Origin of the sequence: Metallibacterium scheffleri, from assembly GCF_002077135.1 — a bacterium.
Taxonomy (GTDB): Bacteria; Pseudomonadota; Gammaproteobacteria; order Xanthomonadales; family Rhodanobacteraceae; genus Metallibacterium; species Metallibacterium scheffleri.
The window spans coordinates 153,880-169,776 of the sequence record NZ_LDOS01000005.1 but is presented as its reverse complement, the minus strand read 5'-3'; the positions used below and the strand labels follow the sequence as shown (position 1 = coordinate 169,776).

Annotated in this window: 13 protein-coding genes and 2 pseudogenes; 1 reads left to right on the top strand and 14 read right to left on the bottom strand. The window is 58.0% G+C overall.

Annotated features, from left to right (window positions below; all coding sequences use genetic code 11):
- Positions 1-190: 190 nt before the first annotated feature.
- Positions 191-1,942 (top strand): hypothetical protein, encoded by a 1,752-nt coding sequence (locus tag Mschef_RS16005; RefSeq protein WP_136256288.1) that lies wholly within the window; start codon positions 191-193, stop codon positions 1,940-1,942.
- A 32-nt stretch (positions 1,943-1,974) separates the two neighbouring features.
- Here Mschef_RS16005 and Mschef_RS17830 read toward each other — a convergent pair.
- The 14 genes and pseudogenes from Mschef_RS17830 to Mschef_RS15955 all read right to left on the bottom strand — a co-directional run.
- Positions 1,975-2,211 (bottom strand): annotated as a pseudogene (locus Mschef_RS17830) (IS5-like element ISCARN14 family transposase); the annotation flags it as partial.
- Positions 2,203-2,382: pseudogene (locus tag Mschef_RS18210) on the bottom strand (IS1634 family transposase); the annotation flags it as partial. The pseudogenes Mschef_RS18210 and Mschef_RS17830, both read right to left, overlap by 9 nt.
- 108 nt (positions 2,383-2,490) lie before the next feature.
- A complete protein-coding gene (locus Mschef_RS18205; RefSeq protein WP_081130221.1) occupies positions 2,491-2,673 on the bottom strand; it encodes an ATP-binding cassette domain-containing protein in 183 nt (60 codons plus the stop codon).
- Positions 2,674-3,159: 486 nt separating this feature from the next.
- Entirely contained in the window at positions 3,160-3,969 is an 810-nt protein-coding gene (locus tag Mschef_RS15990) for a Fic family protein (RefSeq protein WP_081130220.1), read from the bottom strand.
- Between the two features lie 302 nt (positions 3,970-4,271).
- Positions 4,272-5,555, bottom strand: a complete 1,284-nt coding sequence (locus tag Mschef_RS17430) for a hypothetical protein (protein ID WP_136256286.1) — start codon at positions 5,553-5,555, stop codon at positions 4,272-4,274.
- Between the two features lie 1,183 nt (positions 5,556-6,738).
- Positions 6,739-7,356 (bottom strand): hypothetical protein, encoded by a 618-nt coding sequence (locus tag Mschef_RS17425; protein WP_136256285.1) that lies wholly within the window; start codon positions 7,354-7,356, stop codon positions 6,739-6,741.
- On the bottom strand, positions 7,349-7,627 hold the full coding sequence (locus tag Mschef_RS15985) for a P-loop NTPase family protein (protein ID WP_081130219.1): 279 nt from the start codon (positions 7,625-7,627) through the stop codon (positions 7,349-7,351). The genes Mschef_RS17425 and Mschef_RS15985 overlap by 8 nt, the downstream gene beginning before the upstream one ends.
- 33 nt (positions 7,628-7,660) lie before the next feature.
- A complete protein-coding gene (locus Mschef_RS17420; RefSeq protein ID WP_136256284.1) occupies positions 7,661-8,227 on the bottom strand; it encodes a hypothetical protein in 567 nt (188 codons plus the stop codon).
- A 1-nt stretch (position 8,228) separates the two neighbouring features.
- Positions 8,229-8,927, bottom strand: coding sequence for a hypothetical protein (locus tag Mschef_RS17415; RefSeq protein WP_136256283.1), 699 nt, complete (start codon positions 8,925-8,927; stop codon positions 8,229-8,231).
- On the bottom strand, positions 8,920-11,091 hold the full coding sequence (locus tag Mschef_RS15980) for a peptidase domain-containing ABC transporter (RefSeq protein ID WP_425486746.1): 2,172 nt from the start codon (positions 11,089-11,091) through the stop codon (positions 8,920-8,922). Before Mschef_RS15980 ends, Mschef_RS17415 begins: the two co-directional genes overlap by 8 nt.
- An 89-nt stretch (positions 11,092-11,180) precedes the next feature.
- Complete coding sequence (locus tag Mschef_RS15975) at positions 11,181-12,485, bottom strand: HlyD family secretion protein (RefSeq protein WP_081130218.1); 1,305 nt, start codon at positions 12,483-12,485, stop codon at positions 11,181-11,183.
- A gap of 709 nt (positions 12,486-13,194) precedes the next feature.
- Positions 13,195-14,340 (bottom strand): phosphoribosyltransferase, encoded by a 1,146-nt coding sequence (locus tag Mschef_RS15965; RefSeq protein ID WP_081130216.1) that lies wholly within the window; start codon positions 14,338-14,340, stop codon positions 13,195-13,197.
- A 12-nt stretch (positions 14,341-14,352) separates the two neighbouring features.
- Positions 14,353-14,994, bottom strand: a complete 642-nt coding sequence (locus Mschef_RS15960) for a hypothetical protein (RefSeq protein WP_081130215.1) — start codon at positions 14,992-14,994, stop codon at positions 14,353-14,355.
- On the bottom strand, positions 14,987-15,892 hold the full coding sequence (locus tag Mschef_RS15955; RefSeq protein ID WP_081130409.1) for a DNA-processing protein DprA: 906 nt from the start codon (positions 15,890-15,892) through the stop codon (positions 14,987-14,989). The genes Mschef_RS15960 and Mschef_RS15955 overlap by 8 nt, the downstream gene beginning before the upstream one ends.
- Positions 15,893-15,897 lie beyond the last annotated feature (5 nt).

The window sequence follows — 15,897 nt, the reverse complement described above, 5'->3', positions numbered from 1 at the left end:
CGGCGTCTCTTGTGGTGCGTCCTTGATGACTCATGACGTGCCTCCTCTCTTTCCAGCCAAGATCTGGCGCTGTCTCAGGCCGCTGCTGCAACGGATTCGGCTTCAGGAAGCGCCCATACTGACAGGAACATTGCTAATTGAGACAAACCAGTGTTAGATAAGAATCTGACAGCACTCTTTGAGAGGCAGGATGCCGCATATCAAGCACGGAAGTCTTGCGTTACCGGGGTTTTGGCGGATCGTCTGGTTTGGCAAGCTTGATCGGATTCCTTCGCCTTCCGCATCGCCGCGCATAAAGGCCTACCTCTGGGAACTGCCACGTTGGCCGAACCTATCGAAAGGCGAGCGCGCCGTACGGTACCTCAACATCGGCGAGATGCCATTGCTCCACCTCAATACCATACTCAAGGATGGCATTGCGCTTCCGCATGACCACAATCCGTGGGTGCACTCAAAGTCTCTGTCGCTTGACCTCTCACGCGACAACCTTCATGTGTTTAAGCGATTTGACCGGGATGACCGCGGCGATCTCATCGTCCCCGTCGTCACCGATTACCTTGAGGACGATCCCGATGCCAACGCACTCTTCGTGGGCATCGGACACATCGGCGACCACTACGCCTACCTGATCCCCTGTATCGAGATATTCCGATTCTTCTATGCGCTATCGAGCCCACTGACCAAATCAGTGCTCACTGGCGACTTCCTGGATCCGGACCGTCATCTCTGGGACGTCAGCAAGTCCAGAGCCTCCTTGACCGAGCGGCTGGCGTTCCTTCAATTGCGCAAGCGCATGCTTGATGCTGACGTCCGCCACCTAGCCATCTTTGCGTTTGTCGATGGTGCCTTGAAACGTGCGCAGGAGGTCTTTCTCTTTGCAGCAGGCCACACTTCGACTGGCGAAAGTAGGCTTGTCCGTGCCTTACCACCATTCGACGGGAAGATGACTTTCAAGGCGGAGGTGGTGAACCTCAATCAGGCGGGCCGAGTACGCACATTGATCACACAGCTCATCTCCTGCGACTGGTGCCTTCCATACGCTCGCATCGACTACCTCCGCGACAACGACGGAAGGGTGTCCTCATATCCCGATGAAAATCGACCGATTTCGGGCTGGAGCAGGCCGCAAGGCCCTAAGCCAGACCCGGTCACTTTGGTCGAGGGTCCGGGCAACCGGGGTGAGTCTCCATGGGAAATTGAAGTGGAGGACATCTCCGCGCGCTTCCCCCGGCAATCCAAGATCGCCACGGTCAAACTCACTACCGAGAATTCGGAAACCAGAAGTGGCCGTAGTCAACCGCTGCCGCCTCGGCCTTCTTCAGACAAAGTCACAACGGGGGACCTTATTTCTTCGAAGGATATGATCCGCGAAGCACTGTTATCAGGCCGCCGGCATCTCGTGTTACCAGAAGAAGAAATTGCTGCTGACGCGGATCCAACAGCTGCCGATCAAGCTTTTCTGCAGACCGCTGAACTGCTCCTCCAGATGCAGCGTCGCGGTCTCGCCGACGTACAGATCATCCGAGTGACGCCTAAGATCGCCTACTGGCGTCAGGTGCTACTGAACGTATGTAAAGTGGACCCCGATGATGAACCGCCGGCCTGGCTGTTCATCGACCTTGAACGAAAGAAGCCGCGGCTCGCGCTGATTGCATCGATGCGCCCGGAGGGGAGGATGCGCTATCTGATCGATTTTCAGCGCAAGCGGCCTCGAGAGTGTTCGATTCTCGTACTCTGGAGTAGCGACGAAACCGAATTACCCCTTGGTTATTTGGCCCAAGCGCTGCACGCATGTCAGATGGCCAAGCAAGTGTCGCTGGCGGCAATCAGCGATCTACCAATCTCCTGGGGTCGTCTAAAGCACACGCAGCCGTTCAAAGGCATAGATGGTCCGGAGCGGCTCCTGCGCAGAGTGCTCGAGACACCTGCTATGGTCGCGTGATGCACAAAGCTCAGAGGGTGTCGACAAAATGATCAGGCGACGAGTCTGGTAGCGAGGATACGCGCTTCGACCAACCAAACCCATGCAATCGGTGCCCATGCCGAGCGGTCATGGTGTGCCATCAGGCGTCGTGCGCGTTCGTTCCATGCATGCGTACGTTCCACGACCCAGCGTTTGGCCAGCACGACAAAGTCTTTGGCCGGCGGATCCGGGAACAAGGGCTGCTGCACGTCGTCCCACGTGCCCGTGTTGCGATTGTGGGGGTGACGGCCACTCAGGCGCAGCAGGCCGGCGATGACCGATTCCAGCTGGGTGTCCATCTGATCCAACCGCCCGAGGGTGGCGACGGTACGTTGTCTGGGGTGGCCATCGTCATCGCGGTAGGCCTCGACGAGCTGGACATAGCGTCGGGGGCCGGAGCGGGTGACCTTGATGAACATGCCGTTACTTTACATGCGCATATAACCATGTCAATAGATACATCAATCGAGCATGACGTGCCATTACACGACTTGCGAGAAAAACGCCCCTGGAACCCGCCTGTTTGCTCAGGCCGCTCCTCGAAAACGACCTTTTCCGGGCGCGAACTGTCGAACTCGGGTGGCCAAAGTCGTCTTGCCCATGCCGGAGGGGCCGGCGATGGCCACCGACTCGCCCGCCGCGATGTCCAGATTGAGGTGCCGCACGACCCACGCTTCGCCCTCGGCATAGCGGAAGCCCAGATTGCGCACCTGGATCGAAGGCTGCGACGGCGGGCCGGCATAACTGCGAGATTGAATCGCACGGAGCCTGACAGTTACCGCTTACCTCGTGACGGCGACGATCGCGGCGCTGAACCTGTCTCAGCTTGCGCGGCTGTCCTTATCGCACTGCGCTTCGCGAGGTAAACTGGGAATGCGATAATCCACAAGAACAAGCTGCTTAAAAACCAGGCAAATGGCCCCATGTTTGCCAAGCCACTAATGAGGCCCTTTCGTGCGCCGATACCGCGCGCGTCAACCCATACCCAGATCGAGGTGCCTATAACAATGAGAAGAACTACGGTTGACATTTTGTCCTCCTGAAGAATCTAACAATCAATCGCGAATCCAGGGATGGGAGCACGGATCATCCACCCTTGCTGAGCTATCACACCATATTTTTACTCCGGACCCGCTAATTCTTCACCGACACCGCTGTATATCGGCAAATTTGCCCGGATACTCCCGCAAATCGAGTCAAATAAGGTTCCTTCCTAACAAGCTCTTATCAAATAGCCGACAAAAGAAATTCAGAAGAAATTGCCAGTCATTCAGAATAATGGCTTTTCGCGAGGCAATATAATAATATGCGGTAATACTCCACTGAATTTCCCTAAGTGGGAAATAGAAATCGCGGATGTGTCTGCGAAGAAATAGATTTAAGAATATACGAGCAGTTCGACCGTTGCCATCTTGAAATGGGTGAACCGCCACAATAAAGGCATGCGCAACGATCGCTCTAAACACAAAAGGTGTAGTTCCGTCTTCCAGAAAGCTAGAGAGCGCATCCAGGGCTGGCGCAATTTCACTAGCGTCAGGATAAACATAGCGCGAACCGGCATCGCCTGCCTCGGTTACGCAGCAATCCCTAAATCCAGAAGTGCTACAACCCAGCGAATTATTAATCAACTCGAGTGTCCATATGAGAGGCGTATAGGCCGGTTCGGAAGGACAGCATGAGCCTAGCATGCTCACTATGCGATTCTCACTGAGTGAATATTCTGTCCAGTTACTTGGTGGACATGACATTGGGAAATGCTTTGCAAGCCTGTGAGTAAAACGTCTCAACTTTAGGGCATCAATAAAGTCAGCAAATGAAACGACATCAAGAACAGGTCGCGTAATCAGTTTATTTTGCACGTTTCGTAGTTGGGCCCTCAGTGGATCCGGGAGAGAAGCATACGTTGGCAAAGGCGGAACTTTTAAGTGATAAATAGTCTGATCGCCAGCTTTGTCAACACAAATAATATTTGTGTAACGAAACATTGGGTCCAATATGCAAGTCATGTGGCTCAATCAATGGATTGGGAAGTGCCAGTACAATCGAACATGGACGGGAAGTAACAATACGCTCGAAGGTTTGTCGCATCGTTGGCGCCAAGGTGATCACCGATTGAAGGTGTGCTATATGAAAGAGTCGGAATCAAGTTTCAACCTTCTGACTGTCAGCGATGATTGACCGAGAATCATGCACGTATTATCTGCTAACCTCAGACATATACGATACAGGTATTGCCTAGTCGAGAAGTTATCATAAAAGACCAGCCTAATTATTCATCAGTTAGAGGCCAATTGTGAACGCGATCTGATCATTGATAAGCTGTGCAAATCTTGCGATTTGCAAAGTCAAAGGTAATTCCAAGGCGCTCCAATACTGGGAGACCAACTAAACCATCGATTGAACTGGATTCAGAGAAATTAGCGAACGGCCTATCGACAAGAGGTGCTAAAGTAGGTCCGATGTTGTTGCCCATTAAGCTAAACGAAACGCGATACATCGCCGTACGCGCTCGATTACCAGTGGCCTTTTTGTTCACCAGGGCGTACCCCAGCACAGGCTGTCGATCATTAACAAGTCGCCTGCTGAATAAGAGGAGTGGACCATTGAAACCACTGTCGGCGATCAAATGCACTGCGGTTCCATTGATGCTGCCCGTGAGCATTATGCCCCTAATTGCCGGAAGCGATGATGTGCTGAACTGAAGCGCAGCACTACAATGAAGCCCGGATATTACGTTGTCGATAGTCACACCTTTTGTTGTAAAGCCAACACTCTTGAAGTGCATTATGGAATTGAGCCCTAGTAGGTTCTGTGTTCGCCCTGTATCTTTCCTTGGCATTACGACAAGGAACAGGTGCCGAATCATTACGTTATGTAATTGCACTTTGTTCGCTTGTCCGATGTCCGAAGCAAAGTCAGTAAGCAGCCCATCTGTCCGGAATATTTGTGTCCTTGTTGCTGACGCTGTATTGCTGCTTAAGCTCGATGCTGGACTTCCTATGTCAATACCTATGCACTCGCTCCTACCGTTTATTCTGCCAACAACAGCGTTATTGTAGCCAGGGCAGAGAGATGCAGCCCATTTAATTATTGTCGGTCGACTGACATCGAAACTTGGATTCTTCGTGCCAAATAACAGCTTCGGATTACTGACGTAATACGCACCGTATGTACCGGCGCCGGTCTTAAATAAGGTCATGCTTATCCCGCCTGGGTCCAATTTAAGCTCGGCCTTTGCGGCACTGGCCAAGTTTCCCTGTGTGCCGTATGCACCAGCGAGGACTGCTTCGCATAGGCGCTCATCTGCATTGCGTTGAGAACCCGGCTTGGCTCGTGAACATTGCTGCGCTTGATTAATTAATCTGCCGATTCGATCATTTGCTAGGTCATACTCCATTTGTCGCATAATATTCGGTTGATAAACGTGCACGGGCCGCGAATTTACAGATCGGTCGTGGCGCGGAGCTTTGTACATAGAGAGTGCAGTTTTATGTTCCGCCGGCCGAGTTGGCTCCATGGCCGACGCTACTGATGGTAAATAGAGTCTGGATAGTAATAAATAACCAATAAACTTTGCAAACTCTTTATTCACGCGATAACCTCAAAGGCGTGGAGATGGCTTAAACATGGCTTAAGCGTCTAATGAATTATTGCGTATCCAATACCTAATATAACGAACACTATGGCAGTGATGCTAATCCCTCTGATAACTATTAGTTGCAACGTTGATGCGTTGCTGACGCGTGAGGTCTTCAAAAAGTGCCAAGCGCCGCTAGGAGGAATAATGAACAATACTAGAGTTGGAAGCATAAGGCCATATTCGAGCAATTTCCGCGTAGCGCCGTGTGTTAATTCTGAGCTAATGCCCACAACCACAATAAGCACTGCGATCAATAGCCCGTTAGTGTTTTTCATATGTTCTTGGTTACCTATTTGTCTCTGCCTATTATACGTGCGCGCCGTAGCGCGTAACCACCTGATCTCGCGATATATATCTAAAAGCGCGATCCAATTGACCGGTTTCGTCGGTTGCAAGCGCCCCAATCTGACATGAGCTTGACTTTCTTCGAGCGCTGCGGCAGCGAGGTGAAATGTCGGGGCGCCTTCGTGGGCACGCGCTGGCATGGTGGGTCTCTTAGCCGCGCTGCTGGTATGCCGACCACTGTCAGTTGAGCGCTCGGTCTCAGCTTCAATGCAACCGCTGCAAACGTCAAGACTCGCTGATCCTGCACAAGAACAGCCTCTCGGCCTTGAATTCGCATCGGCGGCATCTCAGCGTCAACGCCAATAGCACGTGGCTGATCAAGGACAAGCTGATGCAGATCATGATCTAGCGCAATGCCGCCAAGTCCCTGGTAGGCATCGTCCAGTTGGGCGATGCCTACCGAAGCGGAGAGTACCATGGCGACTCCACCGGTGGTGGCAACCCGAACAGCACCCCGCACTGCGTGGCTGCCGTGCAGATCACGGAGCACTGGCTTTCCCACAGCGATGTGCCGGGCTTCCGCGAGACCACTCTGGCGTAGTGGATCCACCATCACCGCGCACCAGACGCCGCCAAGCCCTGCACGGTACGTACCACGCGTTGAAGGCCAAGTACCTGCAAAGTCATCTCTCCGAGTTCTGCTACAACTTCAGCCACCGATTCAGCCACCGATTCAGGCGGCGCGACCTGATCCCATGCTTCATCTATGTTACCACCCGCACCCAGACGCCGTACCAGCTGCAAAATGCGGATGGATTAGCTTGGTAATCAGGTATTGTACAGCCTTGCTTCATGGGTTTTCAGCGTGGTCAGGCAGGCTAGGGAGAGGTTGTGTTTTATATGGAGGTGGCGTCGGTGCTTCAATTGAATTGTTGTAGTCGTTATCTATGTCCTGAAGCCAGCTATCAATTGTCGTAAAGGCACTACCTTCAAAGTTGCCAATATCTTGTTGAACATTAATTGGCAGGTTGTCGTAAATCAGGCTGCCGAAAGCACTGCCACTCTGCCAAGCAAAACTTAATTCACCAGCATAAATGTCACTCGCCATAGAGACTGATTCGCCCCACGTTAAGTCAGGGATATCAGCATTAGGATCTGTATATATATCCTCCGCTATTTCATTTGGAGTTAAGTCGCCATACTTGATGGCATTGTAAAGCTTCTCGCCGAGGTCATGGGCATCAAGCCCTAATGCCACCAATGAATTCGGCGGCGAGGTCGGCCCGCTTGTGGTTGGTGTGGTTGGCATCGAAGGGGGGCCACTAAATCCGCCACCGCCACCACCGCCCGTTGGGTAGTATGGTGCCGTGACTACGGTTGGCGGCAACGTCTCTGTGGGTAACGGACCGCCTCCGGAAGCAGTGCCACCCACAACCAGTAGTTTTTCCTTCCAATTCAATTCACGCATCACACTTCTCCTCGTTGGGCCGCACGCCAGGGTCGCGCGACGATTGGTGAAGCCCCGCGGGGTGTGGACCTGCAGGTTCCCTGAGTTGCGATAAGTCGATCACGCGCTGCGCGCTGGCGAGGGTCTCGGGCCGGTGCGCGAGCACGATGCGGGTGATGCGCAGGCGCTGGATGGCATTCACCGCGCGCTCGGTGGCGAGGTCCAGATGGCTGGTGGCCTCGTCCAGCACCAGGATCTTCGGGCGCCGGTACAACGCGCACGCCAGGATCACGCGCTGGCGCCGTCACTGGAGTCTCATGATCATTCACAATGCGCATTTGTTAGCCCCACCGATTTTTGACACGTCCAAAAAAATTGAGAGGGGTGGCTGACTTTCGCCTCCTCCCATCATGATTATCTGGATCTCGCCTGTAAGAGATATTTTCTTGTTCTGCGAGTGAGTAATGCTGGATGCAAGTTTGGTGTATTGCATTGACATCAACAGGCCTATGTCGTATGTATGGAAATAAGGGTTCAGAAATGCTGGATCTCTGCTCACTGGTGGCATCACGTTGATCGGTTTGTCAAGATGCAGGAAAAAGTATTGATGGGTCGCCAACTTGGCTATGCTGAAATGGCCCTTCTCTATGGTGCCATGCACACAGACTCCGGACTTGAAGCTTGGCACACTTACAGCTCGCGAATCATGGTATGTCGGATACTGGTATGTCTGATGCATTGCATAGCTGGCAAGCGCCGGGATGGGGTACAGCACGGCAGACAAAGACGATAGCAAAATCATTAATCCGCCCGCAGCGCGTGCGATCTGATTGCACCAGGAATGGGGCTTGGCGCTTGTAGCTAGATTAACTCTGCTTTTGTTATGCGTCATGTCAGCACCCTCCATCGCCATGCATCGTCCAGCCCTGCTTTCCAACGGGCGGCATGTTACTCATCCCCTCGGCGAATGCTATGCCATCCATGAGCGTATTGAACTCGTCGTTGCTCATAGAATTAAAATCTGCCTGGAAGTTTGTATAACCGAATGATGTCATGTATTGCTCAACGGCTGATGTGTAGTTTGCAATTTTCGTCGCAGATGCGTTTTCCCCAAGATATGCACTTGCGAAATTGGCCATCGAGTTGGTGCCGTAATTGCCATCTAGCAGGCACCCCAATGCATACATTCCATCTTGCTCGCTAGGGAACTCAGCAATGATATTGCCGTTCGCAGCATTGAACGACCCGTCTTGTCCATGACGCTCCGCGAAAAGCCCTGAAGAGATATCCCCTGGATTGTTGTAATTCGTGTTTTTCGAGGTCAATGTTGTGTCATATACATCATGTGTTCCCGTCAAAGTCGCGCCACAGTTAATAATTGTACCCGGCGCATTGCCGGTCCCATTATTGTAAGAATTATTGCCTGAGCTTCCAGTGCCAGTATTGAAGTTGATCGGCGGCAGCGGATATCCGGTGACTATCGGGCCGGGCAGAGGTGTCACGGTGGTGCCAGGAGCGGGGCCGTTGATATATTTGATCGGCTGGGTTCCGCCGCAGGCAAGATCGCATTCGGACTTCTGCAATTCACGCATCGCACTTCTCCTCGTTGGGCCGCACGCCAGGGTCGCGCGACGATTCGTGAAGCCCCGCGGGGTGTGGACCTGCAGGTTCCCTGAGTGTTGAAAGGTCGATCACGCGCTGCGCGCTGGCGAGGGTCTCGGGTCGGTGCGCGAGCACGATGCGGGTGATGCGCAGGCGCTGGATCGCGGCATTCACCGCGCGCTCGGTGGCGAGGTCCAGATGACTGGTGGCCTCGTCCAGCACCAGGATCTTCGGGCGCCGGTACAACGCGCGCGCCAGGATCACGCGCTGGCGCTGGCCGCCGGACAGGGTCGAACCCATGTCGCCGACCAGGCTGTGGTAGCCCATCGGCATGGCCACGATGTCCTCGTGGATGTGCGCCAGCCGCGACGCCGCCTCGATGCGCAGCGGCGTCGCCTCCACGTCGAAGAAACTGATGTTGTCGGCGATCGAGCCGGCGAACAGGGTGTCGTCCTGCAGCACCGCGCCCAGCATCTCGCGATAGGCGCGCTTGCCCAACCGTTTGAGTTCGATGCCGCCGATGCGGATCTCGCCTTCCTGCGGCTCCAGCAGGCCCAGCAGCAGCTTGGCCAGCGTGGTCTTGCCCATGCCGGAGGGGCCGGCGATGGCCACCGATTCGCCCGCGGCGATGTCCAGATCCAGATGGCGCACGATCCACGCTTCGCCCTCGGCATAGCGGAAGCCCAGATTGCGCACCTGGATCGAAGGCGCTGGTGCAGGCCCGGCGTAATTCGTCTCCACATGCCGCTCGGGTGGCGTCAGCACGATGTCGGCCAGGCGCTGGCCTTGCAGGCGCAACATCTTCACCTGCACCGCGTAGTTGACCAGGCTGGACGCGCGGCTGGTGAACATGCCGGCATACATGGTGAAGGCGATCAGCATGCCGGCGCTGAAGTCGGCGCCGCCCAGCACCATCAAGGCGCCGACCCAGTAGATGGCGGTGTTCTCCAGGCCGAAGATCAGCGTGTTGGCCGAGCCGAAGATCAGGTTGAGCTTCTGCACCACCAGGCCGCGGTTGAGCGTGTCGGTGGTGGCGTTCATGTAGCGCGCCGACTGCGCCGCCGACTGGTTGTGCAGGCGGATCGTGGTGGCGCCGCGCACCGCCTCGAGGAACTTCGATTGCTGCTGCGCCGAGGCAATGACCTGCTGGCTGGTGGCCTCGAACTGCACGCGGTAGGACAGCACGCGCACCAGCACGTAGACCAGGAAGGCACCCAGCACGATGGCGCTGAGCTTGAGGCTGTAGATCAGCATCACGCCCAGGGTCAGCGTCGCCATCAGGCCATCGAGGATCACCTCGACCACGCGCGTGGTCAGCGTGTGCTGGATGGCGTGCACCGCCTGGAAGCGCGAGACGATATCGCCGAGGTGCCGCTTGGCGAAGTACTCCTCGGGCAGCCGCAGCAGGTGACTGAACACGTTGCCCGCCCAGGACAGGTGCAGGCTGGTGCCAAAGCGCATCACCGTCCAACTGCGCAGGGCGCTGACCGCCGCCTGCAGCAGCAGCATCAGGATGAAGCCGATGCCGAGCACGGTCAGCAGGCTGTGGTCGCCATCGGCCAGCACCTGGTCGATGATGGCCTGCGTGAACAACGGGCTGAGCAGCGCCAGGATCTCCAGCAGCAGGGCCAGCACCAGCACCTCGGACAGCGCCGACTTGAGGCCGTGGATGCGGCCGATCAGCGCGCGCCAGTTGAACGGATCGACCTCGCGCGCCTTGCGGAAGTTGGCGTGCGGGCTCAGCTCCAGCGCCACGCCGGTGAACTGCCGGCCGGCCTCGGCCCAGGGCACGGTGCGCGCACCCTGCGCCGGGTCGTGGATGACCACACCGCCCCGGCGCACTTCCTTGAGCACCACGAAGTGGTTGAGGCCCCAGTGCAGGATGCACGGGCGCTTGAGCTGGTCGAGCTCCTCCAGCTCCAGGCGTACCGGGCGGCCGTGCAGTCCCAGCGCTTGCCCCATGTCGATCAGGCGGCTCAGCGTGGCGCCCTTCAGCGACAGCGAGAAGCGCCGGCGCAGGGCGGCAAGGTCGGTTTCGTAACCGTGGTAGCAGGCGATCATGGCCAGACAGGCCAGGCCGCACTCGGCGGCCTCGCTCTGCACGATCACCGGCAGCTTGCGGCCCCAGCCGAAGTGCAGCTCGGTGCGCGGGATCTCGCGCCGGCCCGGGCCCTCGGGTGCGCCGGCAAACGCGGCGGCGTTGCCATCGCCACCGGCCACGCGGCTGGGATCGACGGGTGCGGTCACGCCTTGCCCTCGGCGTCGATGCGCTGCTTCATGCCCAACAAGGGCTGGAAGATCCAGTCGATCAGCGGGCGCCGGTCCAGCATCACGTCGGCGGTCAGGGCCATGCCGGATTGCAGCGGCCGCCAGCGGCCATAGGCACGCACCGTCTGCCGGTGCAGCGCCACCAGCACGCGGTAGAACGAGGCCTTGACCGGCGCGCCCAGCAAGGCGGCCGCCTCGGTGGGGTCCAGCGCGCTGCGCGAGACCTCGGTCACGGTGCCGTGACGCAGCCCGAACTGCTGGTAGGGAAACGCCTGGTAGCGCAGCAGCACCGGCTCACGGGGGTGGATGAAGCCGATGGCGCTGCTCGGCACCAGCAACTGGGCGACCAGCTTCGAGTGCCTGGGCTCGATGCTCAGCATGGTTTCGCCCGCACTGACCGACATGCCGGACTTGACCACCAGCGCGGAGACGATGCCGGCACGCGGCGCGCGCACGACTTGCCGCGCCTGAGCTTCCACCTGCGCCAGCGTGGATTGCAGTTGCGCCAGCTGGTTCTGCGTGGCATGGCGCTGGGTGGCGATCTGCAGCGGCACCTGCGCCAACTGCTGGCGCGCATCGCTGCGCTGCGACTGCAGCGCCGCGCGCTGGCCGACCAGGGATTTCAGTTGCGAACGACCGCTCAACACGGCGAGCTGCTGCTGCTGGATCTCCAGCGCCGAGACATAGCCCTTCTTGCCCAGCGGCTCGATCCGGGCCAGCAACGCCTCGATGCTGGCCACGGATTGCCGTTCCAGCGCGATTTCGCCGCTCACCTGGGCGAGCTGCGCGTCCAGCGCGGTGGCATGGCTGCGCAGCGCGTCAGCCTGGCTTTGCGCCAGTCCGCGCTGGTCGATCAGGTCGCCCTGCAGTTTGAGCTGCTCGTCGCGCAGTTGCGCAATCTCGACCGTCGCCGCCGAACCAAGGGCGGCGCTGGCGGGTGAGCCGTCGATCTCCAGCAGCGGTTGGCCCGCGCGCACGCTCTGGCCGACGTGCACGAACGTCTGCCGCACGAAGCCCGACTGCAACGCGCTGAGATTGAGCAGACCCGCTGCCGGCACCAGCGTACCGGGCACGGTCTCACGGCGTGTGTACTGGCCCAGGAACAGGTAAGCGACAATGGCGCCGGTGAACAGCAGCGCCACGCTCACCACGATCCAGCGCCGCGGCGGCGTGGCGATGTGGATCTCACCCAGCCACGTCTCCTGATGCGCGCGCACCGCCTCGGCCCGGAACAGGCTGCCGGTTCCCTCCGATCCAGCGGCGTTGGCGGCTGCGTCCATCCGTATCCCTGCGCACACTGCGTGACGCGCCGAGCAAAAGGCAGGATCGACGTCAGAGTCAATCCTTGCGCGAATACGATTGCGTAAGTCGGTCGAGTGTCGCGCACCTGGGGCGCGCAACGCGTTGAAAGGGCAGCGCGCGCGTGCGCGGTGATGGGGTGTGCTCGATGTGCGCGCGATGATGGCAGCACGTCAGTCGAGGACGACATGGCGTCGGGGAAATCCTACACACCGCGGGATCGGAAGATTTCGCACCCCACGTAGTGCGGGTTTGGCGCCATGGTCGCTGTCAGCCTGCGCGACTCGAACGCGCCCGCTTCGAGCTGCCGGACCAGCACCTCGACGGAAGGGCCGTACTCGATTGTTGCCCATCGGCGCAGCGTGCCGAACACCGCCGCAGAGCTCAATCCCTCAGACCCGCCGGCTCCACAGGAAACGACGAGGAGCCAACTTTTGGGCGACATTTGCAGCAGTGAGAAGTACAAAGACGATTCCAGCCGAAACGGAGGCGGCCGTTAGGCTCAGATACCTCCCTACTTTGGCCCGGTTGATTCCACCGAGCAACGCATACTCATGCTCCTGCATCCTTGGTCCACCTGCGGCTATTGCGAAATGGCTTTTCCGATACCTATAGTAAGCCCGTTTCTCACCGCACGCGAGTACCAACCGGAGGGGTTCTACCCCGATTTCGCGGAGAGTACGTCGGCGTCTATTTTGGGATCAAGGCCTGAAGTACAGCCTGCGGGACGGCATTGGTCGCGCCGCCGGGGAAGTGTACGGACTTAATAAGGTTAAAATCTTTCGTGGTAAGGCGCTTGAATGGATCGCCCAAGATGTCGATCTCGTAGTGCCGCAATTGATTTCCGAACTTGCCCAGAGCAACGTCGGTCACCGATTTGGCTCCAGCCTTGCGCAGCAGCGCGGCCGCCACTCCAAAGGACACCCCGTAGGTCATGCAGTCATCCACGACCACGACGTGCTTGTTCTTCAGTCGACCGTTCGTCTTGTAAAACGGATTTAAGAGGACGGTCAGCAACTGATCCGTCGGATCAGTGCGATCGCCTCCCCCACCGCGGGACCGTTTGACCGAGGGCGTGTGACGGATGAACAACGGTTCGCCCCTCTTGCACATGCGCACGCGCGACACGGTCGTGCGCAGGCGATGGGTGAAGTCCGACAGCACTTCACTGTCGTTGTTCGTGCTGCTCGAGGACGGATACACCGCCCAAACTTGATCGGCCTGCGTTCCCCAACCGTCGATCAGCAACGAGCGTGCCGTCAGGGTGAGTAATGAGTTCAACCGGGCGCCACCGTTCTTGACGGTGGTGGTCAGCCGCTTGGCAAAGTCCGCCTGGGTGACCGCCTTGCCGAATCCCGACAGGTCCGACAAGGCGCGCACGCTGTATTGCGGTGTGGTGCCCGTGTACCACCACTGGCCTGCCCAGCCACTGGTGAGGGCAATGACGTCAGCCAGTTCCTGCGGATTCGCGATCCGGATGCCCAGCGCCTGAACCTGCATACTCGTCGACCAGCCGGCGGCTACAAGGATCGCCCCGCCGTTTTTGCCCATCTGAACATCGACGTCCTTGACCGCCACCACTAGCGCATCGAAGGGGTTGAGCCCGAACTTCGTGGCATTGGTCGAGATGATCGTGCCGGACTGGCGACCCGGTGTGTGCAGAAACTGTACCCCAGTACCGCCGAACGACGCAGCAAACCAAGCAGGTTCCGCGTGGTTGGAGATCAGCCCCACCGGATGGGCCGCCGCCTTGGCATCTGCCAACACCTTTACCAGCACGGGATCGGGCACGCCGCCGTTCAGCAGGGCATCGGGGGACGTCAGGACGAGCAACATGGCAGTCTCAGGTTACTCGAGGGCTTCGAATGCATCGGCGACCGACTTGGGCACGCGGCGGGCCACGAACAGGCCGTAGATGGCTGCATTCGGGAATCGGCGGGCCAGGAGTTGCTTGACCGCTTTGTAGTGGCAGCCGGTCGTCAACACGTCATCGACGATAAAGATCGTCTGGGGCTCGGGCAATGCCAAGGTTTCATTCAAGCGGTAGATCGCCACGAGCTCGTTGGGCGTTGGCCGTCGATCGGCCAAGTGCGCGGCGGGCGTGGAGTAAGTCTGAATGACGAGCTCACGTACATCGTAGGGTCGATTCACACTGACCTGCTGCAGCAAACGCAGCATGCGATCGTCGTACGCCGGATCCGTGAGCGCCTTCGAGGGCGGCACCGGAACCAGGATCAGCTGGGCACGTTCATTCAACGCGGCGCGAAACATCGCCGCCGCTTGCGTGATGGCCTGCTCCTTGTATCGCCACTCGGGACGCCCGCGCCGGTCGACGGACTTCTTGAGGTTTAGGATCAGCTGATTGGTGTCGCTGTACGCGTGGTTCTCGCCCGCCGTGTACTCGCCAGCGTAGTAGCACGTGTCTCCCGCATCCAGGTAGTGATGATCGGGAAGAGCCAGGGCATCGACTTCGAGAACGCGCCTATTCAAGGGCTGCCTGAATGTCGTCGACGCTGGTGACGCAAATTGCGCCTTGTTCTTCAAATTGCCGCGGCCAACTCAGATCCGGGTTGAGAAAACAGCTGTCCAAAATGAAAAGCTTGCGGCCCTGATGCAAGGCCGCGCGCGCTTGCGCTAACGTGCCAGAGGTATCGCTGGCTTCGACAATGACCGTTGCCTGCGCGATCGCCGACATTGTGGCGTTGCGCTCCGGGAAGAACAGCCGGTTGCTGCGGTAGTCCTGATCGGCGTAGCGACAGATCGGTACCTGGCTGATCAGGAGGTGGTGCTCGGCGATCTTCTCCTGCAGCTGACGGTTCTCGGGTGGATACGATTGGGTAATCGGCGTGCCGATAACCGCGATAGTGCTGCCGCCATAGGCCATCGCTGTGGTGTGTGCCACAGTGTCCACGCCTTTGGCCAAGCCGGAAACGATGGTGTAGCCAGCCTTCACCAGCAGCCCCGTCAGCTTGCGGGTCCGGCGTACGCCGTCTTCGGACACATTTCGGGAACCCACGATCGCAATGCGCTTGGGTGCGTCGACCAGATCCCACCAGCCGCGGTAGTAGAGCAGCTCCACCGGATGCGCCGCATCTCGCAAGCGTTCGGGGTAATCGGTCGAACCGTGGACGCGGATCCCAAAGTCGCTGATGTTGGCTTGGCTGATCTTTTCCATGACCAACGACAAATGAGTGTTGATCTCTTCGTCGCTCACCAACTCCGAGGGTGTCGATTGCGGGTTGCTGCGAAAGCACTCCGCGAGAGTCTTGAAGGAGGTTTTCTTCCGCGTCCATAGGGCCTCGTAGGCCGCCATTTCGCGCGACGGTACGATGGGCGGACAGGTCAGCGCAGCCGCGGGGTCGTTCGTCCGATGCAGGAGAGATTCCATGGCGA